This is a genomic window from Trinickia dabaoshanensis, from assembly GCF_002879885.1.
Classification (GTDB): Bacteria; Pseudomonadota; Gammaproteobacteria; order Burkholderiales; family Burkholderiaceae; genus Trinickia; species Trinickia dabaoshanensis.
This window is the reverse complement of the sequence record NZ_PNYA01000005.1, coordinates 231450-250643: the sequence shown is the minus strand read 5'-3', so window position 1 is coordinate 250643 and position 19194 is coordinate 231450. Positions and strand designations below refer to the sequence as shown.

Here is a 19194-nt window from a genome sequence, read left to right as displayed (position 1 = left end):
GTGAAGGAATGTCGATTTTTTCCGGTATTTGGATCCCGCTCGTCACGCCGTTCAAGGCTGGGGCGGTAGACCATCGCGCGCTCGCGGCACTCGTCGCTCGCTGCCGCGAAGCGGGCGTCGCGGGCTTCGCCGCGCTCGGTACGACGGGCGAGCCTGCCGCGATGTCGGAGGACGAGCAAGATGCGGTGCTGGCAACGATCCTAGAGGCGGCCGAAGGCCTGCCCGTGATCGCGGGTGTGGCGGGTAATCGAGCCGTCGCGTTGCGCGAGCGTGTGCTGCGGCTCAATGACCAGCCGATCGACGGCTTGCTGATCACCGCGCCGTATTACATTCGTCCATCGCAGGCCGGGATTCTCGATCACTTCTCGACGTTGGCCGATGCGAGCGCCAAGCCGATCGTTCTATACGACATTCCGTACCGAACCGGCGTCCGGATCGAACTCGATACGCTGCTCACGCTCGCTGCCCACCCGCGAATTCAGGCGATCAAGGATTGCGCGTGCTCGCCCGAGACGACGTTGGCGCTGATCCTCGACGGACGTCTGCAAGTGTTGGCCGGCAACGACGACGCGATGTTCACGTCGATGTGCATGGGCGGCGCGGGTGCGATCGCCGCGACCGCCCATGTGCGTACCGAGCGCTTCGTCGCGATGCACGCGGCGCTTGCGCGTGGCGATCTCGCGCAAGGCCGCGCGATTTACCACGAACTGGCGCCGCTCTTGCGCGCACTCGTGTCCGAGCCGAACCCGGCGCCCGTGAAGGCCGCGCTGGCTGTCCAAGGTCGGATCGCCAACGAGTTGCGCGCGCCGATGATGCCTGCGAGCGATGCGCTCACTCGTGAGCTGGCGACGTTGCTAGCGGCCTGATCGCGCCAGGCGCTTGAGGCCGCGCTTCGGCCGCGGTCGCGAGCGCGAAGCCTTCGTCGAGCCAGCCCGTTACGCCTCCGATCATGATTTTGACGGGGCGTCCGAGCTTCGCCAGCCGTATCGCGCCACGGGTTGCGCCGTTGCAGTGAGGCCCGGCGCAATACGTGACGAAGATCGTCTCGGGCGCGTATTGCGCGAGCTTCGATGCGATGATTTTGCCGTGGGGCAAGTTGATCGCGCCGGGTACGTGCCCCGCGGCGAACAGGGCGGGGCTTCGAACATCGAGCAACACGAAATCGCGCTGGCCTTTGACGACGAGCGCGTCGTGCACGTCGGAACAATCGGTTTCGAAACGCATCGACGCTTCGAAATGGGCAAGCGCGGCTTCGCTGGGCGCGGGGGCGATGGCGGTGACGGCCGATGAGTTCTGCATGATTGCCTCTTGTCCTCGTTTGCCGATGGGGCGATGAGTGGGAACGCACAGGCATTATCGCGTTCCCGCTCGTATGCGGGCAGTGGCGCAATCGTCAATATCCGGTAACATCGCGCCATGCAATCTCATCTCGTCGTGGCCGTCGCATACGATCGGCTCTGCACCTTCGAGTTCGGCTGCGTCGTCGAACTGTTTGCGTTACCGCGCCCCGAACTCGAGGTGCCGTGGTATCGATTCGCCGTTTGCGCCGCTGAAGACGGGCCGATTCACGCGGCGGGCGGAATTACCCTCTTTGCGCCGTACACGCTCAAACTGCTCGATCGTGCGGACACGATCGTCATACCCGGTTGGCGTGACGCGGACGAGGCGCCGCCGGAGCCGCTGCTGCGCAAACTGCGCGCGGCGGCGCGTCGAGGCGCGAGGTTATGCTCGATTTGTTCGGGCGTTTTCGTGCTCGCGGCGGCCGGTGTATTGGACGGCAAAACGGTCACCACGCACTGGCGCTACGCCGAAAAACTCAAAGCCCGTTATCCGGCGCTACGCGTCGAGCCCGATGCGCTCTATGTCGATGAGGGTGCCGTGATGACGTCGGCGGGGTCGGCGGCGGGCCTCGATATGCTGCTGCATCTCGTGCGGCGCGACCACGGCGCGGCGGTGGCGAATCGGGTGGCTCAACGGCTCGTGGTGCCGCCGCATCGCGACGGCGGGCAAGCGCAGTTCGTCCCGCGGCCGATGCCGCCCGAAGACGACGGCGGGCGGCTCGCTCGCTTGATCGATTGGATGCGCGCGCATGCGGCAGCCGAGCATACCGTCGAGTCGCTGGCGCGGCGCGCGTCGATGAGCGCGAGAACATTGCAAAGGCGCTTTCGCGAGGCAACGGGGCTCGGCCCCTACGATTGGTTGATCCGTGAACGCGTCGCGTTGGCGAAGGACATGCTCGAGACGCGGCCGCGTTTATCGATCTCGGTCATCGCGCAGCGGGCCGGTTTCGGCTCGGAGGAATCCCTGCGCCGGCATTTCCGGCGCATTGCGCTGACGAGCCCCGCGGCCTACCGTCAACAATTCGCGCAACCGCGCGCGGCACGCTGAGCGAAGCGGGAGCGCCCCACGCCCGCGTCAGCGCTGGGCGATCTCCGCCTGCTCCGATGCGAGCGCGGCCAAACTCCGCTTGACGTCTTCGATGACGCTATCCCACTCGCCGAGGCTCTGTTGGCGGAACAACCGCGCGCTCGGATACCACGGGCTGTCCTCGCGCTCTAGCATCCAGCGCCAGCAGGTATCGAGGCGGTTCAAGATCCACACGGGTTTGTTCATGGCGCCGGCCAGGTGCGCGGTCGATGTATCGACGGAGATGACCAGGTCGAGGTTCGCGACGAGCGCGGCCGTATCGGCGAAATCGCTGAACTCGCCGGTCCAATCGATGATGCTGCGGCTCGCTTCATTGCGCTCGCGCAACTCGCTCAGCTGCCGCTCGGCTTTCTCGCCCTTTTGCAGGCTAAAGAACTGCACCCCCGGCACCTCGAGGATCGGCGCGAACCGATCGACGCTCAGTGAGCGGCGTGCGTCGTTCTTTCGCAATTCGGGGACGTGGGGACGATGCCCTCCGGCCCATACGAGGCCCACCTTCTTCATCGGCCGATGCGTTGCCGCCTCGATTCGTGCGCGCCATTGCGCCGACGCTCGAGGGTCGGCGAATAGGTATGGCGTGTCGGCCGGAATCGTCGACACGCTCGTGCCGAGTGCGAGCGGCAGGCTCAGAAGAGGGCAATGGTAATCGAAGGCCGGGAGCGGTTCGCCCGCTCTCACGAGTTCGTCCACACCCGCGAGCCCGGCAAGCAGACGTTCGAGTTCGGGCTGCACCTCCAGCACGACCCGCGCGCCTTGCTTCGCGACCAGCGTGGCATAGCGGCAAAACTGCAATGTGTCGCCGAGGCCCTGTTCGGCGTGAAGCAAGATCGTCTTGCCGCCGAGCGGTGCATCGCCGAGCCACAGCGGCGCATCGAACACGCGCTGGCTCGGTGCGATGCGTTTGCGTTGCCAGCGCCATTCGTATTCGGCAAAGCCGGGGGCGAGCTCGCCCATCTGCAGCAAGCAAAGCGCGCGATTCCAGTGCGTTTCGGCTGAATCGGGAGCGAGCGACAGTGCGCGTTCGTACGACGCGAGCGCATCGGCATGCCGGTTCATATCGACGAACGTGAGGCCCAGATTGTTCCAAGCGTCGACGAAATTGGACGCCGATGCCAGCGCACGCTCGTAACTTTGTTGGGCCTCCAGCGGCCGGTTCAGATCGGACAGCGCATTGGCGCGATTGCTCCACGCCTCGGCATAGTTTGGGCGCAGTGCCAGCGCTTTGTCGCAACTGTCGAGCGCTTGTTCGGGCAGTCCCAAATCGCGCAGCGCGCAACTGCGGTTGCTCCACGCCTCGGGAAACTCGGGTTTGGCCGCGAGCGCTTTGTCGAAACTCTCGAGCGCTTCGCCGGGCCGATTCAAGCCGGCCAGAGCGACCCCGCGATTGTTCAGCGCATCGACGAAGCCGCTTTTCAACGCGAGTGCACGGTTGGCCGCCGCGAGTGCCGCGTCGTGGCGTCCGACCGCGTTCAGCGCGAACGCCAGGTTCGAATGCACGGGGGCTTGCCTCGCGTCGATCGCAAGCGCTCGGGTGAGAAGGGCGATGCCTTCCTCGTACTGCTTCGATTGCAGGGCCAAGGCGCCCAGAAGTTGCAGCGCGTCGAAGTGGCGCGGGCGCAGGGCGAGGATCTCGCGATAGGCGGTTTCCGCTTCGCCGAGGGCGCCGTTTTGCTGAAGCTCGAGCGCTTCGCGAAGCAGGTTGTCGATATGGCGTGGGCTGCCGGGCTTGCTCATGGAATCGATAGACGGCGAACGAGGCGCCAAGCGTGCGGTACTGGGCCTCGATTATCGCCGATGATCGCCGATGCGAGGGCGGGGCGCGATGCCCGCCCTCGCCGCTCGCTGCGTTACACCGAGCGGATATCGGCTGTCGGTGCTTGACCGAAAGCCTCGGACAACAGGTAGTCGACCAATTTTCCCGCCGCCTCCTTGGGCGAGGTCAATTGCCCGGCTCGCTTCATTTCGGCGAAACGCTCGCGTTGCGGAAAGCGCGCCTCGTCGGTCGCGCGGATTTCGCCTTGCATGTCAGTGTCGACGACGCCGGGCGCCACGCTCGCCATGCGCAGCGCCGGCTCGCCGTCCAGCGCAACGGCTCGCGCATGGTGATCCAGTGCGGCTTTCGTCGCGCAATAGATATTCCAGCCCGCGTACGGATTGCGCGCCGCACCGCTCGAAATGTGCGCGATGCGCCGGTCGTTCAAGCCGGCCGTGGCGCGCGAGAACGCGCTCGAGAGCATCAGCGGCGCGGCGACGTTGAGCGCCACGGCGCGGGCGACGTCGGCCGGCTGCTGAACGGCGCAAGGTCCGATCGGCGCGACCGTTCCCGCGTTGTTCACGAGCAGGGCGCGCTCGGCGCCCGCCACGAACGCGGCGAGCGTATCGCCCGCCAACCATTGCGCGAGCGCGCCGCTATCGGACAAATCGAGTTCGACTTGTTCGAAGCGGCCCGGCAATGCGGCCGCGTCCGGGCGTGGCGCACTTCGCGAGCGCGCCAGGCCGAGCACATCGATGCCGCGCTCGCGCAAGGCCTCGACGAGCGCCGCTCCGAGGCCGCGCGTGTGCCCGGTGACAATGGCCCGGGTGACCAGATGGGCGTTACCTGCCATATGCGTTCAAGCCGTTTCGAGCGCCGGATAATCGACGTAGCCTTCGGGCCCCTTCGCGTAAAACGTCTCGGGGTTCGGTTTGTTCAGCGGAGCGTCGAGCTTGAAGCGCGTCGGCAAATCGGGGTTCGCGATGAAAAGCTGGCCCCATGCGACGGCGTCGGCCTCGCCCGCGTCGAGCGTTTGCTGCGCGCTCTCCTTCGTGAACTTCTCGTTGGCGATGTAGACGCCGCCGAACGCTTGCTTCAGCAGCGGCCCGAGGCGGTTCTCGCCGAGCGATTCGCGCGCGCAGATGAACGCGATGTGCCGCTTGCCGAGTTCGCGCGCCACGTAGCCGAACGTCTCGGCCGGGTTCGAATCGCCCATCGTATGGGCGTCCCCGCGTGGTGCCAAGTGCACGCCGACACGGGCGGCGCCCCAAACGGCGATACATTCGTCGACGATCTCGAGCAAGAGCCGTGCGCGGTTCTCGATCGGGCCGCCGTAAGCGTCGGTCCGCTTATTGGTGCTGTCTTGCAGGAACTGATCGAGCAAATAACCGTTGGCGCCGTGCACTTCGACGCCGTCGAAGCCCGCGGCCTTCGCGTTTTCCGCGCCCTTGCGGAAGGCGGCGACGACATCGCGGATCTCATCGAGTTCGAGCGCGCGCGGCGTCACGAAAGGCCGCTGCGGGCGGACCAGGCTGACATGGCCGCTCGGGGCGATCGCGCTCGGCGCAACGGGCAACTCGCCGTTCAGGAAGATCGGATCGGATACGCGCCCGACGTGCCACAACTGCAAGAAGATGCGGCCGCCCGCCGCGTGCACGGCATCGGTCACGATCTTCCACCCGGCCACTTGCTCGTCGGACCAGATACCGGGGGTATCGGCGTAGCCGATCCCTTGCGGCGTGACGGAGGTCGCCTCGCTGAGGATGAGGCCGGCCGACGCGCGCTCGGCGTAATACTGCCCCATCAAAGCGTTGGGCAGGCGTTCGTTGCCGGCGCGCTGCCGCGTGAGCGGCGCCATGATGATGCGGTTCGGCAAAGTCAGGTCGCCGACGATGAGCGGATCGAACAAGTTAGGCATGGCAAGTTTTCCTTATGAACGCGGCGCGCGAACACGCGGGCCGCGGTACGGTACAAACGCGAGCACAATCGATTGGACTGCCGGCGAACGTTCAGACGGGATACGCCTCAAAGTTCGTCGTGCAGCGATGCGAGAAAGGCCTCGATGACGGCGTCGTTTCGCTTGAAAAAGCTCCACTGGCCGATCCGCTTCACGGTCACGAGCCCCGCGCTTTGTAGCGTGGCGAGGTGGGCAGACACCGTCGACTGCGATAATCCGCAGCGCGCGTTGATCTGCCCGACGCAAACGCCGCAATCGAGCGGCAGCTCTTGCTCGGCGAAGTAGGCGCTCGGTTCCTTGAGCCACGCGAGAATTTCGCGCCGCACGGGATTCGCGAGTGCCTTGTGGATGGCATCGATATCTATCGTCATGTCGGACACATCGGACGATCGCGTCCCCGCACGGAATGCACGGGGCAGCGCAAATCGATCGTCGTTGGTAGAATCTTATATCGCTTTTTGACGATGTACGCAAAAACCTCATTGCCTAAGGGGACGATAGGATGGAAAACATGACTTACACGGATACGCAGCTTTTGATCGACGGCCAATGGTGCGATGCGGCCAGCGGTAAGACGATCGACGTCTTGAACCCGGCGACGGGGGGAGTCATCGGCAAGGTGGCGCACGCGGGCATCGCGGATTTGGATCGGGCCTTGGCCGCCGCTCAGCGTGGTTTCGACACTTGGCGCAAGGTGCCGGCCAACGAGCGCGCGGCGACGATGCGCAAGGCCGCGGGCCTCGTACGCGAACGCGCCGCGTCGATCGCTCAGTGGATGACGCAGGAGCAGGGCAAACCGCTCGTCGAAGCGCGCCTGGAAGTGCTCGCGGCCGCGGACATCATCGAATGGTTCGCCGACGAAGGGCGGCGCGTGTACGGCCGGATCGTACCGCCGCGCAACCTCGCCGTGCAGCAAACGGTGGTGCGCGAGCCGGTCGGGCCGGTCGCTGCCTTCACGCCGTGGAATTTCCCCGTCAATCAGGTGGTGCGCAAGCTGAGCGCGGCCTTGGCCACGGGCTGCTCGTTCCTCGTGAAGGCACCCGAAGAAACGCCGGCATCGCCCGCCGCGCTGTTGCGCGCCTTCGTCGATGCGGGCGTGCCGGCGGGCGTGATCGGTCTCGTGTTCGGCGATCCGGCCGAGATTTCGGCGTACCTGATTGCCCATCCGGTCATCCGCAAAGTGACGTTTACGGGGTCGACGCCGGTCGGCAAGCAACTGGCGGCATTGGCCGGTCGGCATATGAAGCGGGCGACGATGGAGCTGGGCGGCCATGCACCCGTGATCGTGGCCGAGGACGCCGACGTGGCGCTGGCAGTGAAGGCCGCCGGCGGCGCGAAATTCCGCAACGCCGGACAAGTGTGCATCTCGCCGACGCGCTTTCTCGTGCACAACAGCATTCGCGAGGCGTTCACGCGCGAACTCGTCAAGCATGCGCAGGGGCTGAAGGTGGGCAACGGCCTGGAAGAGGGCACGACGCTGGGCGCGCTTGCCAATCCGCGCCGGTTGGCGGCGATGACCTCGGTGATCGAAAACGCCCGCACAGTTGGCGCACGCATCGAAACGGGCGGCGAGCGGATCGGCTCGACGGGCAACTTCTTCGCGCCGACGGTGCTCTCGAACGTGCCGCTCGATGCCGACGTCTTCAACAACGAGCCGTTCGGCCCCGTTGCCGCGATCCGCGGGTTCGATTCGCTGGAGGAAGCCATTTCCGAAGCGAATCGATTGCCGTATGGCCTGGCCGGCTATGCGTTCACGAAGTCGTTCGCGAATGTGCATCTGCTCACGCAGCGCCTCGAAGTCGGCATGTTGTGGATCAACCAGCCGGCGACGCCCTGGCCCGAAATGCCGTTCGGCGGCGTCAAGGATTCAGGCTACGGCTCGGAAGGCGGCCCCGAGGCACTGGAACCGTACCTCGTCACGAAGTCGGTCACGGTCGCCGCGGTCTGATCGGTTAGCGACAGCGAGCGGCCGCGGGCCGCTTCTCGAGCGCGACGCTTGAAGCGCTGAGGCGCCAAGGCGCCGCGCTCGATGCTGATTGGCGGGAAAATCAACTGATATCCCTGATTCGATGGAGGAAAGACCTCGTTTTTGTCGAATAAGGCGGTTACTTCGCCGAAAATCGCTCGACCTCCAGCGGCAAAATATCGTTTCCAGCCAGTACTAACGATATCGGGGTTGCCGTGGTTTCCGTCGACTTGTTGATTGCCTTCGTCGCCGCATTGATCGTCGTCTATGCGATTCCCGGCCCCGACATGGCGCTGATTCTCCAAACCAGCATCGCGCGAGGGCCGCGCGAGGGACTAACCGCCGCCTGCGGTCTCGCACTCTCGCGGGCAACGTACGTCACGCTCTCCGCGTGCGGGGTCGCGGCGCTGCTCAAAGCCGCGCCTTGGCTGTACGAAGTCGTGCGTTACGGCGGGGCGCTGTACTTGGCCTACGTCGCGGTCCAAATTTTCCGTTCGCCGCTGTTCGCGCTGGCGCCGGCGGGCGAGCGCGCGGCGTCGGCCGGCGAGGGCGCTGCCTTGCGTCAGACGTTCTTGAAGGGTCTGTTGACGAACCTGCTCAATCCGAAGGCACTGCTTTTCTGCTCGGTGCTGTTGCCTCAGTTCATCCGTCCGGCCACGGGACCCGTCGCGCTGCAGGTGACTGAACTCGGCGTGGTGCTCGTGATCGTCGGGGCGCTGTTCGATACGCTTTACGCGCTCGGGGCAGCGCGCATCTCCACCGTGCTGCGCAAGTATCCGCTGGCCCAAACGCTGCAGCGCTGGACTTTCTCCGCCGCTTTGATCGGCTTCGCGGTGCGCCTGTCGCTCGATTGAGCGGGCGGCGGCCATGTGCGAGGCGGTGCTCGCCGCCGCCGGCCCGCCAACTGCGCTAGGCCATGCGCCCCAGGTAGTCGAACTTGCCGAGTTCGACGCCGTTGTGACGCAAGATCGCGTAGCTGGTCGTCAGATGGAAAAAGAAGTTCGGTAGCGCGAAGTGCAGTAGATAGACCTGTCCGATAAATTCGTGCTTGCCGCTCGGCACGGTCAACGTGACCGTGCGCGATTCGCTGCCTTCGAGCTTCGACGCATCGAAGCCTTTCAAATACGCGATCGTCTTGTCGATCCGCTCATACAACTCGTCGAAGGTCTGCTCGGTGTCGTCGTATTTCGGGGGCTCGACGCCCGCCAGACGCGAGATGCAGAACTTCGCGGCATCCGATGCGATTTGCACTTGCCGGGTCAGCGGATGCATATCGGGGTAGAGCCGGCTCGAAAGCAGGATCGAGGGCTCGAAGTGCTTCGTCAGCGCATGATCGTGCGCCTTTTGCAGTACGGCGCGCAGGTTCGTCAGCCCGCGCGTGAAAACGGGCACTGAAGCTTCGTAAATAGACAGAGACATGTCGAGTTTTTCCTTCTTCCCGGACAGGGCGTTTTCGAACGATCGGGCCTAAAGCGTGGGACCCGGCGGCGCACGGACGGCGCACAGCATAGCGCTGCGCGCGCCATGATATGCCGATGCGGCAAGCTTTGCTGGCCCCACCTCCATCCGAGCGGCGAGCGTTGGCCGATCGGTGAGGCACTTGGCCGGTTGGCCAGCGCTGCAATGAACCCTGCGCGTCCGGCGAGCCATGCACTACACTTTGAGCAGTTGTCCGACGAATGCGATCGTTGCTTCGCTCGCTGCGTTCGCGGCCACGTCGCCGAAGTGGCCACGCCGCAAGGAACTGCACGGTACTGGCCGGTGTCGGAGCTTCGCGTGTCCACTGCATGAGGAGCATCATCGATGACCAAAGCGAGACAGCAGCTTGCCGGTAGCGAACGTGGGGCAGTCGAGGATTCGAAGTGCCTCGGGCCGATCGACCCGAGAGAGACGTTGAACGTCGTGGTGACGATGCGCCGGCGCGGCGGGCGCGAGTTGGAGGAGCTGACGCAGCGCATCGCCAGCGGGCAGCAGGCGCAGCCGCTTTCACGCGAAGCTTTCGCTGAGCGCTTTAGCGCCGCGCCCGAAGACATCGCGAAGCTGGAGGCATTCGCGCGCGAATACGGGCTCGGTATCGAGCGGCAGGATCTCGCGGCCGCGAAGGTGGTGCTGTCGGGTACGGTCGAGCAATTCCAGTCGGCGTTCGGCGTCGAGTTGTCCCATTACGAGCATCCGAGGCTCGGCCGGTTTCGCGGCCGTACCGGGTGCATCACGATCCCTGCTGAAATTGCCGATATCGTCACGGCCGTGCTGGGCCTAGACAACCGTCCGCAAGCTCGCCCGCATTTTCGCCTGCGCACGGAGCCGAGCGCCATCGTCGCACGGGCCGCCGCGCAGGCGTTCACGCCGGTGCAGCTCGCCGGTCTGTACGACTTTCCCGATGGCGACGGAGCCGGACAATGCATCGGCCTCATCGAGCTTGGCGGCGGCTACGCGCAATCGGACCTGTCCAGCTATTTCAGCAGCCTCGGCGTGCCCACGCCGCAAGTGGTGTCCGTTGCCATCGATGGCGCCGATAACAGTCCGACGGGCGATCCGGGTGGCCCGGATGGCGAAGTGACGCTAGATATCGAAATCGCGGGCGCGGTGGCGCCGAAAGCGAAGATCGCCGTCTACTTCACGCCGAATAGCGACGCCGGGTTCGTCGATGCGGTCTCGCACGCTTTGCACGATTCGGCGAACCGGCCGTCGGTCTTGTCGATCAGTTGGGGCGGGCCGGAAAGTTCGTGGACGGACCAAGCCGTCGCGAGCTTCAACGATACGCTGCGCTCGGCCATGGCGCTCGGAGTGACGATTTGCGCGGCATCCGGCGATAGCGGTTCGAGCGACGGCTCCCAAAGCGGCGGGGACGACGTCGACTTTCCGGCGTCGAGCCCGTACGTGCTTGCCTGCGGTGGAACGCGCTTGAGCGCGGGCCCGGGCGGCTCGACGATCGCAAGCGAAGTGGTCTGGAACGACGGCGCCGGCGGCGGCGCGTCGGGAGGCGGCATCAGCGCCCGGTTCGCGCTGCCGGTTTGGCAGGAGGGGCTGCGGGCGGCGCGAGTCGGCGGCGCGCCCGTGTCGCTTGCCAAGCGCGGCGTGCCCGACGTCGCCGCCGATGCGTCGCCGGCGTCCGGCTACGAAGTGTTGATCGACGGGCAAGCGATGCCGGTCGGCGGAACGAGTGCCGTGGCGCCGCTTTACGCGGGGCTCATCGCCCGTATCAACGCGACGACGGGTAAAGCAGCCGGGTTCGTGAATCAGAAGTTGTACGGTGCGTCGCAAGCGTTCAACGACATCACGTCCGGCAACAACGGCACCTACGCCGCCGCGAGCGGGTGGGATGCGTGCACCGGCCTGGGAAGCCCGAAGGGGCGGGCGGTGGCGGCGGCGCTCGGCGGTGCGGGCGCTTCGGGGGCGCAAGGTTCGGCCCGCGCGGCCAAGTAGCAGGCAATTAGCAGGCAGTTGGCGGCCAATTAGCGGTCACGCGTCGGTGCGTATCGACGTATCGAAGCATCGGCGCGGTAGGGCACTTCGGCAGTTCAAACGGTCACGAGTATCGCCGGCGCGCTTCGGGGGGCGCAGGCATATCAGCAGCAGTTCGTCAACGCAGCCATGCGTGCGCTCGGACCGCACGCCGGCAATAACTGATGGAGCGAGTACGATGAATTCCGATACCGGCAGCCCGCAATCGTCTCACAATGCTCACGCGCCGTCGCCGGGCAGGGCCTCGATGCCGCAAGTATTCCTACGCCGGCAGGACGACCAGCCGTTTCAGGACGACGTCGCCTACGGGAACGGGCCCGACGATTCCGTGGGCGACACGAACGAGAACGCGGCCATTACACACCACACGATCACGATCGGTGGCCGGAAGATCGCCTACACGGCGACGGCCGGCCACCTGGTGACGGTCGATGAATCGAGTTCGAAGCCGAATGCGAAGATGTTCTACGTCGCATTCACGGAAGACAACCAAACGGAGGAGTCACGACCCGTCACGTTCTTCTATAACGGCGGCCCCGGCTCGTCGTCCGTCTTCGTATTGCTCGGTTCGTTCGCGCCTAAGCGCATCAAGACGTCGATGCCGAGTTTTACGCCGCCCGCGCCTTATTCGATCGAGGACAATCCCGATAGCCTGCTGGATAAGAGCGACCTCGTCTTTATCAATCCGGTCGGGACGGGGTATTCGGCCGCAATCGCGCCGAACAAGAATCGCGATTTTTGGGGCGTCGATCAGGACGCGCGCTCGATCAAGCAATTCATCAAGCGCTTCTTGACGAAGAACGACCGTTGGAATTCGCCGAAGTATCTATTCGGCGAGTCTTACGGCACCGCGCGCAGTTGCGTGCTCGCCTACATGCTTCACGAGGACGGCATCGACTTGAACGGCGTGACGTTGCAATCGTCGATACTCGATTACACGCAAGCGGGCAATCCCATCGGTGCATTGCCGACCGCGGCGGCCGACGCGTGGTACCACAAACGGCTCGGGGTGGCGCCCACGCCGACGGATCTCGGCGCGTTCGTCGAGGAAGTCGCGCAATTCGCCCGAACGGATTATCTCGCGGCGCTGCGTAAATTCCCGCAAACAGACGACGCGGTCGTCGAGAAGTTATCGCAATACACGGGTATCGATAAAACGACATTGCTGGCATGGAGTCTCGATATTGCAGGCTATGACAGCCGCGGCAATTCGTTGTTCTTGACAACGCTGCTCAAATCGAAGGGCGTGGCGCTCGGCTCTTACGACGGACGCGTCACGGCGATCGACACGGGCATCGCCGGTCAAATCGACCCGAATTCGGGCGGCAACGATCCGACGATGACGGCGGTATCGGGCGTCTATACGACCATGTGGAACGAGTATTTGAACGAGCAATTGAAGTACACGTCGACGTCGTCGTTTACCGACTTGAACGATCAGGCCTTCCGGAACTGGGACTTCAGTCACACCGATCCGACGGGGGCGCAAAAAGGCAAGGACGCGCAAGGAAACATCATCTTGTACACAGCCGGCGATTTGGCGGCGGTCATGGCGCTCAATGTCGATTTGAAAGTGCTCTCCGCCAATGGCTTTTACGACTTCGTGACGCCGTTCTATCAAACGGTCCTCGACCTGCAGCAAATGCCGCTTATCGAACAGACCGTGCGGAACAATCTTTCCGCGCGTTTTTATCCGTCGGGCCACATGGTCTATCTCGACGGCGGTTCTCGCACGGCGCTGAAGGCCGATCTCGCGAAGATGTATGACACCGTCGGCGCCGACGCGCCGGCAATGGCGCGCGTGCGGACGTTGCAGCAACGCCATCGAGCATGACGTATCGGGCGGCGCGGCCATCGTGGCGGTAGCGTCGAGTAGGGCGCGGTATGGGTGGTGTGGATGTGTGGATGGAGTGGGGCGGCGGCACTCAAGGGGCGTCGCCGCCTTTTCTTTTATCGTCGGTCTTGCGTCGGTTGCATCGCAACCGGTTCATTCGAATTGCGGTTCCATCTCCCGTTAAATTAATTGTAGCGGGAGCGGGCACGGCTATTGCTTATGCTCTGGCCGCTATGTCTAACGATCATGGCAGATTTGGCGCGCAATGCGCCGTCGTCCGTACCGCGGAAAGCTTGCTTCCCGCTTACGACCGACGAAGCTTGCCGCGTCCACGACAACCGTAAGGAGGATTTAGTCCGTGGCGACGTACAAGGAATTGCTAGCAAGAAAACAAGAACTCGACGCCGAGATCGAACAGGCACGCCAAGCCGAGGCACAAGTCGCTCTCGCAAACGTGCGCGAGACTATCGCCGCATTCGGATTCACCGCGGACGACTTGTTCGGCACGCGCCGCAAGTCACGGAGCGCGTCGAATGGCGCGCCACGGTTTCGTCACCCGGAAACGGGCGAAACATGGGGTGGACGCGGTCCGCGTCCGCGCTGGTTGAAAGGCAAAGACCCGGAACAATTCCGCGTGAGGGACTAAGCGGATCGGGGCTGACTAACCGCGCGGCGGACGGTAAAATCGTATCTTGTTTCTCGTAAGTTTTTCCGGCCAGTCGTCTTTGGCCGTCGATAACAAGATCAGACCTCGAGCCGCGCCGTCATGTCTCATTCCATTTTGCTGGTCGAGGACGACGCTCGTCTGTCCTCGCTCGTCGCAGGCTATCTGCGCAAGCACGGCTACGAAGTTCGAACCGTGTTGCATGGCAACGAAGCGGTGCCGGCTATCGTCGAGTACCGCCCCGATCTCGTCGTTCTCGATATCAATCTGCCCGGTAAGGACGGCTTCACCATTTTGCGTGAGGCACGGGAGCGTTTCGACGGCGTGATCATCATGGTCACGGCGCGCGACGATCAATTCGACGAGGTGCTCGGTCTCGAGTTCGGGGCCGACGATTACGTGCACAAACCGGTGGAACCGCGCGTGCTGCTGGCCCGCGTCAAGGCTCAGTTGCGCCGGTCGCCCGGCCGTGCCGGCGACGCGAGCGAGCAGCCCGAGTTGTATCGGTTCGGCAAATTCGAGATCAGCCGGGCCACGCGCACGGTCGTGTTGCCGGACGGCAGCGCACCCGAGTTGACATCGGCCGAATTCGATCTGCTTTGGGCGCTCGTGCGCAGCGCCGGCGAGGTGGCGAGCCGCGACGATTTGTTGCGTGAATTGCGCGGCATCGGTTTCGACGGCTTGGACCGAACCGTGGACGGTTGCATTTCGCGGCTGCGGCGCAAACTCGGCGACGACGCGACCAATCCGCAGCGGATCAAGACCGTACGCGGCAAAGGCTATCAGTTCAGCAAGGTCGTCTGGGAATGACGCCCGTATCCGGGCAGGGCGGCGCGTCGTTGTCGGCCTATCGCTATTGCCGGTGGCGCTGGCTGCGTTTTCGCCGCGCTTGGACCGATACGCGCGCCGATCGCGTCCCGAGCTGGTCCAAGCTTTATCTGCGAGCTTACTTGCACGTGCTCGGCCTGGTGCTGGTGGTGGTGGCGGCCGTGCTCACCATGCTTGGCTCGGTGCTGGGCCCGGGCTTCCTGCGCCAGGCGATTGCCGCGTTGCCGGGCGCCGTCTTGCCGATCGGCGTGACCGTCTGCGCGGCGACGGCGTGGGCGACTTATCGCTGGATTCGCCCGATCTGGCTCGATCTCGTGATGGTGCGCGAGCGCGCGATCGATTTCACGGGCGGCCGGTTCAACACCCGGGCGCGCGAATCGCATAGCGTGTTCATCGGGCCGCTCGCGCGTACGCTGAACGCGCTTGCCGAGCGCATGGAACGGCTCATCGCCGCGCAGCGTGACCTCACCAACGGAATCTCGCACGAACTGCGCACGCCGCTCGCGCGCACGCGTTTCGCGCTCGAAGTGCTGCGCGAACCGGGTTCCGCCGGCGAGTACGAGAGCGCGATAGCGAGTATCGAGCAGGATGTGACCGAGCTCGATGAACTCATCGATATGAGCCTCACGTATGCGCGGCTCGAATACAGTTCGCTGCAGTCGAATCTGGAACCCACGCCGCTCGCCGCTTGGATCGAAGCGCAAGTGCGCGATTCGGCCGTGCTCTATGCCGATAAGGCCGTGGCGCTGACGATCGACGTGGATCGCCAGGTGCGCGTGGCCATGGATAAGCGCCTCATGTCGTACGCCATCCGCAACTTGTTGCGCAACGCCGGCAAGTACGCGCGCGCTCGAATCGACATCAGGCTGGCGATCGCGCACGGCAACGTCTTGATCGCCGTCGAGGACGACGGTCACGGCGTGTCGGCGCAGGAACGCGAGCGCATTTTCGATGCGTTCGTCCGGCTAGATCGCCATACGGGCGGGTACGGTCTAGGGCTCGCGATCACGCGCCAAGTGCTGCATGCGCATAACGGCCGGATCGCCGCCGCCGATCCTCAGATCCTGCCCGGCGCGCGCTTCGAGCTCAGTTGGCCCGCCGCGCAGATGTAAAGCGCCGCGCTCGAGCCGCGGCGTAGCCCGTCACGCCGGCGGCTCGAGGTCCGCGGCGAGCGTCATCGTCCGTACGAGTTCGATGGTGCGCCGGTACAAAGCATCGAACCGCGCGTCGAGCCGTGCGAGCGTTTCGGTTTCGCCGTCCGCCGCGTCCGCTTCGATTTCCGCGCAGAGGTCTCCGAGCGGCAGCGCGCCGATCGAACGAGACGACGATTTGAGCTTATGGGCGATCGCGGCGGCTTCCGGCCCGCGGCCCTCGGCTAGCCGTGCGCGCAATTGATCGGCGAGTGCCGAAGAGCAATCGACGTACTCGGCGAGAAGCGCCTGCACGGTCTCCATGTCATCGCCCACGATTTCCTTCAACACGTCGATATTGACGATCTTGCGCTCTTCGCTGATCGCTTCGCCGGACGCGGGCGCATCGTCCTCGCGCGGCTCGGCTGCGGCGGCAGGCGAAGCGGCGCCCGGCCGATCGAACGTGGGCAGCGAGAGCAAGACCGTGGATGGGCTCGCATCGGGCTTGGCCGAGGCGTCGTGCGGCGCCGGTCCGGTCACAGGGACCGGACTCGTCCAATGCGCCAACGCTTGCCCGAGCAAGTCCAGCTTCAGCGGTTTGGTCAGGTAGTCGTCGATACCGAGCGCCTTGGCCCGGTTCGCCTCGCCTGTGATGGCATTGGCCGTCAGCGCGACGATCGGCACGCGAGCACGCGCATCGTGCGCTTCTTGCGCCCGGATCGCCTGGGCCAGCTCGTAGCCGTCGCGCTTGGGCATGTGCAAATCGGTCAACACCAGCGTGTACGACTTCGCGCGCCACATGTCGAGCGCCTGTTCGCCGTCGACCGCCATATCGGCTGCGTAACCGAGCAACGCCAGTTGCCGCGAAATCACGCGGCGGTTGACTTCGTCGTCTTCGGCGACGAGCAGCGTGACGCCGTCCCTCGCCGGCGAAGGCGAAAGCACGTCGTCGCGATTTCGCTCGCGAGCGAGCGCACCGGCGTCGGCTCGGCCCGCGGCTAAGGCAACGGCGTCGATCAGCATACGGCGCGGCAGTGCCTGGGCGCCAATGGTGACGGTACTGCCGGCCGTGGTCATCAACATGACGCTGCGCGGCGCCGAAATCAGCACGTCGCCGATCAACGCGGTCCGCTCGCGCGACGCCCTGGGCGCGACCTCGTCGGTCGGACAGTGCGCGTCGTGCACGAGTACGCATGGACCGCCGGCGCGCACCAGCGCTTGTTGCGCGTCGTAGGCGTCCGCCGCGACGTCGACGTTCGCGCCCGCGTGGCGCAGATAATCGGCCGTATCGTCGCAACGCCACTCGTGCGACGCGACGACGATGCAGGCGAGCCCGGACAGGTCGGCGAGCTTGCGCGGCTCGGCGCCGTCGATCGCATGCAGAGGCAACACGACGCTGAAAGTCGACCCGCGTCCCGGCTCGCTGCGAACCGTAAGCTCTCCGCCCATCAGGGACACGAGCCGGCGGCAGATCGCGAGACCGAGCCCGGTGCCGCCGAAGCGGCGCGTCGTCGAGGCCTCGGCCTGGCTGAACGGTTGGAACAAGTTGGCGATCGTCTCGGCCGTCATGCCGATCCCGTTGTCGCTGATGTCGAAGCGAACGGCGGGCGCCTCACCGGCGACGAGCGTGGCGCGCAGGCCCACGTTGCCCTGCACGCCGGCGCGGCCCGCCGAAAATTTGATGGCGTTGCCGACGAGGTTGTAAAGGACCTCCCGCAAGCGCGTGTCGTCGAACATCGCGCTCGGCGGCAGCGCAGGCGAGACGTACGTGCGCAACGAAACGCCGCGTGCATCGGCGACGGTGGCCAGCGACGATGCCATGCTGTCGACGACGTCTTCGATCGAAGTCGGGACGCGATCGATCTGCAGCTTGCCCGCCTCGATCTTGGAGAAGTCGAGAATGTCGTCGATGATCTTGAGCAGTGCCGACGCGCAGTCTCGTATCGTGCAGACCATCTCCTTTTGGTCGGCCGGCAACGTCGAGCGCGTCAACACCTCCGCCATGCCGATCACGCCGTTCATCGGCGTACGGATTTCGTGGCTCATGGTGGCGAGAAACGCGCTTTTCGCGCGTGAGCCGGCCTCGGCGTCCGAGCGCGCTTGTTCGAGTTGCGCTCCTTTTGCGATCTCCCGATCGTGCGCTGCGGCGAGGTTTCGCAACAGCGAGTTCGTCCGCTTTTCGGTGGCGAGGATCAATATCGTGAGCAGCACGGCGGCCGCCAGCAGCATCAAGCTGCGCGCTCGCCACGCGGAGAGGTATTCGCTCGTGGAGTAGCCGACCGCCACTGCGAGCGGATAGTCGTTCAGCTTGCGATAGCTGATGATCGACTCGCGCGGGTCGATGAACGAGGCGGTTTGCAGGTTGCCCGAGGGGGAGTGGGCCAACGCGCGCCGGAACGGATCGTTCGCCGGTAGCGTGGCGCCCACCGCCTGGTCGCGGCCAGAGCGCAGGGCGCGCACGATATAGTCGTTCGTCCCGACGACGGCCACCACGCCGTCCCGGCCGATCCTTAGGCCGTTGTACAGTTCGGTGAAGTAACTCGGATCGACCGACACGACTACGACGCCGAGAAAGCGTCCGTCGAGCGAACTGATCCGCTGCGAAAGCTGCAACGACGCCTTGCCGCTGATACGGCCGACGACGGGCGCGCCGACCATCAGTGCGTTACTCGGGTTGTGCACGTGGATGCGGAAATGCTCGCGATCGGACAAGTTGATCGGGGTGAACCCGGTCACGGTCGATGCGCGCAAGTAGCCTTGCGAGTCGATGACGGCGACCTGCACGAATACGTCGAGCTTGAGCAAACCGGAGCTGACGTAATAGGCGAGCGGGATCGAAACGCCGTCGTTTTGCACTTGCCACGACACGAGCGCGGCCACTTGCTCGGCCTCGCGTATGACGCGCACCGTATGGGCGGAGAGCGCGTCGGCGAGCGCGTTGGCGCCGGAGCGCGCGCTGCGCATTTCGACGTTCGCGTCCCAAATCGTGAGAACCGCGAATGCGAGCCATAGCGACGCGATCACCAGCAACGTCTGCAGCTTGGTGTGGGCGAAGCGCCGCCGCAAGGAATTCGGCGACGAATCGATTGCGGTTGCCCGCGATGGGTCGGAGGTGTCGAGCGGAGCGTCCATGTCCGATGGAGGCGGTAGTCAGCCGGAAACGGGCGTTT

General features: G+C 64.9%; 16 protein-coding genes. 9 read left to right on the top strand and 7 right to left on the bottom strand.

What is annotated here, in order from left to right:
- The first annotated feature begins 8 nt into the window (after nt 1-8).
- On the top strand, nt 9-866 hold the full coding sequence (dapA, locus tag C0Z18_RS07610) for a 4-hydroxy-tetrahydrodipicolinate synthase (protein WP_102644774.1): 858 nt from the start codon (nt 9-11) through the stop codon (nt 864-866).
- Here the strand turns inward: dapA and C0Z18_RS07605 are convergent.
- Nucleotides 832-1299, bottom strand: a complete 468-nt coding sequence (locus C0Z18_RS07605) for a rhodanese-like domain-containing protein (protein ID WP_102644773.1) — start codon at nt 1297-1299, stop codon at nt 832-834. The genes dapA and C0Z18_RS07605 overlap by 35 nt on opposite strands.
- 117 nt (nt 1300-1416) lie before the next feature.
- Here C0Z18_RS07605 and ftrA point away from each other — a divergent pair, with 117 nt between their 5' ends.
- Complete coding sequence (ftrA, locus tag C0Z18_RS07600) at nt 1417-2388, top strand: transcriptional regulator FtrA (protein ID WP_102644772.1); 972 nt, start codon at nt 1417-1419, stop codon at nt 2386-2388.
- A gap of 27 nt (nt 2389-2415) precedes the next feature.
- Here ftrA and C0Z18_RS07595 read toward each other — a convergent pair whose 3' ends face one another.
- The 4 genes from C0Z18_RS07595 to C0Z18_RS07580 form a co-directional block, all read right to left on the bottom strand.
- Entirely contained in the window at nt 2416-4161 is a 1746-nt protein-coding gene (locus tag C0Z18_RS07595) for a tetratricopeptide repeat protein (protein WP_102644771.1), read from the bottom strand.
- A gap of 113 nt (nt 4162-4274) precedes the next feature.
- Complete coding sequence (locus tag C0Z18_RS07590) at nt 4275-5033, bottom strand: SDR family oxidoreductase (protein ID WP_102644770.1); 759 nt, start codon at nt 5031-5033, stop codon at nt 4275-4277.
- Nucleotides 5034-5039: 6 nt separating this feature from the next.
- On the bottom strand, nt 5040-6098 hold the full coding sequence (locus tag C0Z18_RS07585) for an alkene reductase (protein WP_102644769.1): 1059 nt from the start codon (nt 6096-6098) through the stop codon (nt 5040-5042).
- Nucleotides 6099-6205: 107 nt separating this feature from the next.
- Nucleotides 6206-6508, bottom strand: coding sequence for an ArsR/SmtB family transcription factor (locus C0Z18_RS07580; protein WP_102644768.1), 303 nt, complete (start codon nt 6506-6508; stop codon nt 6206-6208).
- 131 nt (nt 6509-6639) lie between these two features.
- On the opposite strand from C0Z18_RS07580, the gene C0Z18_RS07575 reads away from it, so the two are divergent.
- Entirely contained in the window at nt 6640-8085 is a 1446-nt protein-coding gene (locus C0Z18_RS07575) for an NAD-dependent succinate-semialdehyde dehydrogenase (RefSeq protein ID WP_102644767.1), read from the top strand.
- Between the two features lie 233 nt (nt 8086-8318).
- Nucleotides 8319-8957 (top strand): LysE family translocator, encoded by a 639-nt coding sequence (locus C0Z18_RS07570; protein WP_102644766.1) that lies wholly within the window; start codon nt 8319-8321, stop codon nt 8955-8957.
- Nucleotides 8958-9012: 55 nt separating this feature from the next.
- Here C0Z18_RS07570 and C0Z18_RS07565 read toward each other — a convergent pair whose 3' ends face one another.
- Nucleotides 9013-9522, bottom strand: coding sequence for a DUF1993 domain-containing protein (locus tag C0Z18_RS07565; RefSeq protein WP_102644765.1), 510 nt, complete (start codon nt 9520-9522; stop codon nt 9013-9015).
- A gap of 384 nt (nt 9523-9906) precedes the next feature.
- Between C0Z18_RS07565 and C0Z18_RS07560 the strand changes: the two genes are divergently transcribed.
- The 5 genes from C0Z18_RS07560 (at nt 9907) to C0Z18_RS07540 (ending at nt 16006) form a co-directional block, all read left to right on the top strand.
- Entirely contained in the window at nt 9907-11529 is a 1623-nt protein-coding gene (locus tag C0Z18_RS07560; protein WP_102644764.1) for a S53 family peptidase, read from the top strand.
- A 217-nt stretch (nt 11530-11746) separates the two neighbouring features.
- On the top strand, nt 11747-13402 hold the full coding sequence (locus C0Z18_RS07555; RefSeq protein WP_102644763.1) for a S10 family peptidase: 1656 nt from the start codon (nt 11747-11749) through the stop codon (nt 13400-13402).
- A gap of 358 nt (nt 13403-13760) precedes the next feature.
- Complete coding sequence (locus C0Z18_RS07550; protein WP_102644762.1) at nt 13761-14048, top strand: H-NS histone family protein; 288 nt, start codon at nt 13761-13763, stop codon at nt 14046-14048.
- Between the two features lie 120 nt (nt 14049-14168).
- Nucleotides 14169-14876: a response regulator gene (locus tag C0Z18_RS07545; protein WP_102644761.1), complete on the top strand. Its 708-nt coding sequence runs from the start codon at nt 14169-14171 to the stop codon at nt 14874-14876.
- Nucleotides 14873-16006 carry an ATP-binding protein gene (locus C0Z18_RS07540; protein WP_102644760.1) on the top strand — a complete coding sequence of 378 codons (1134 nt, stop codon included), beginning with the start codon at nt 14873-14875 and terminating at the stop codon, nt 16004-16006. Before C0Z18_RS07545 ends, C0Z18_RS07540 begins: the two co-directional genes overlap by 4 nt.
- A 30-nt stretch (nt 16007-16036) precedes the next feature.
- On the opposite strand, the gene C0Z18_RS07535 is transcribed toward C0Z18_RS07540, so the two are convergent.
- Complete coding sequence (locus C0Z18_RS07535; RefSeq protein WP_102644759.1) at nt 16037-19156, bottom strand: hybrid sensor histidine kinase/response regulator; 3120 nt, start codon at nt 19154-19156, stop codon at nt 16037-16039.
- Between the last annotated feature and the right edge of the window lie 38 nt (nt 19157-19194).

Coding starts and splice junctions, on each gene's coding strand:
- dapA (WP_102644774.1), top strand. CDS start 9: ATGTCGATTTTTTCCGGTATTTGGATCCCGCTCGTCACGCCGTTCAAG.
- C0Z18_RS07605 (WP_102644773.1), bottom strand. CDS start 1,299: ATGCAGAACTCATCGGCCGTCACCGCCATCGCCCCCGCGCCCAGCGAA.
- ftrA (WP_102644772.1), top strand. CDS start 1,417: ATGCAATCTCATCTCGTCGTGGCCGTCGCATACGATCGGCTCTGCACC.
- C0Z18_RS07595 (WP_102644771.1), bottom strand. CDS start 4,161: ATGAGCAAGCCCGGCAGCCCACGCCATATCGACAACCTGCTTCGCGAA.
- C0Z18_RS07590 (WP_102644770.1), bottom strand. CDS start 5,033: ATGGCAGGTAACGCCCATCTGGTCACCCGGGCCATTGTCACCGGGCAC.
- C0Z18_RS07585 (WP_102644769.1), bottom strand. CDS start 6,098: ATGCCTAACTTGTTCGATCCGCTCATCGTCGGCGACCTGACTTTGCCG.
- C0Z18_RS07580 (WP_102644768.1), bottom strand. CDS start 6,508: ATGACGATAGATATCGATGCCATCCACAAGGCACTCGCGAATCCCGTG.
- C0Z18_RS07575 (WP_102644767.1), top strand. CDS start 6,640: ATGGAAAACATGACTTACACGGATACGCAGCTTTTGATCGACGGCCAA.
- C0Z18_RS07565 (WP_102644765.1), bottom strand. CDS start 9,522: ATGTCTCTGTCTATTTACGAAGCTTCAGTGCCCGTTTTCACGCGCGGG.
- C0Z18_RS07560 (WP_102644764.1), top strand. CDS start 9,907: ATGACCAAAGCGAGACAGCAGCTTGCCGGTAGCGAACGTGGGGCAGTC.
- C0Z18_RS07555 (WP_102644763.1), top strand. CDS start 11,747: ATGAATTCCGATACCGGCAGCCCGCAATCGTCTCACAATGCTCACGCG.
- C0Z18_RS07545 (WP_102644761.1), top strand. CDS start 14,169: ATGTCTCATTCCATTTTGCTGGTCGAGGACGACGCTCGTCTGTCCTCG.
- C0Z18_RS07540 (WP_102644760.1), top strand. CDS start 14,873: ATGACGCCCGTATCCGGGCAGGGCGGCGCGTCGTTGTCGGCCTATCGC.
- C0Z18_RS07535 (WP_102644759.1), bottom strand. CDS start 19,156: ATGGACGCTCCGCTCGACACCTCCGACCCATCGCGGGCAACCGCAATC.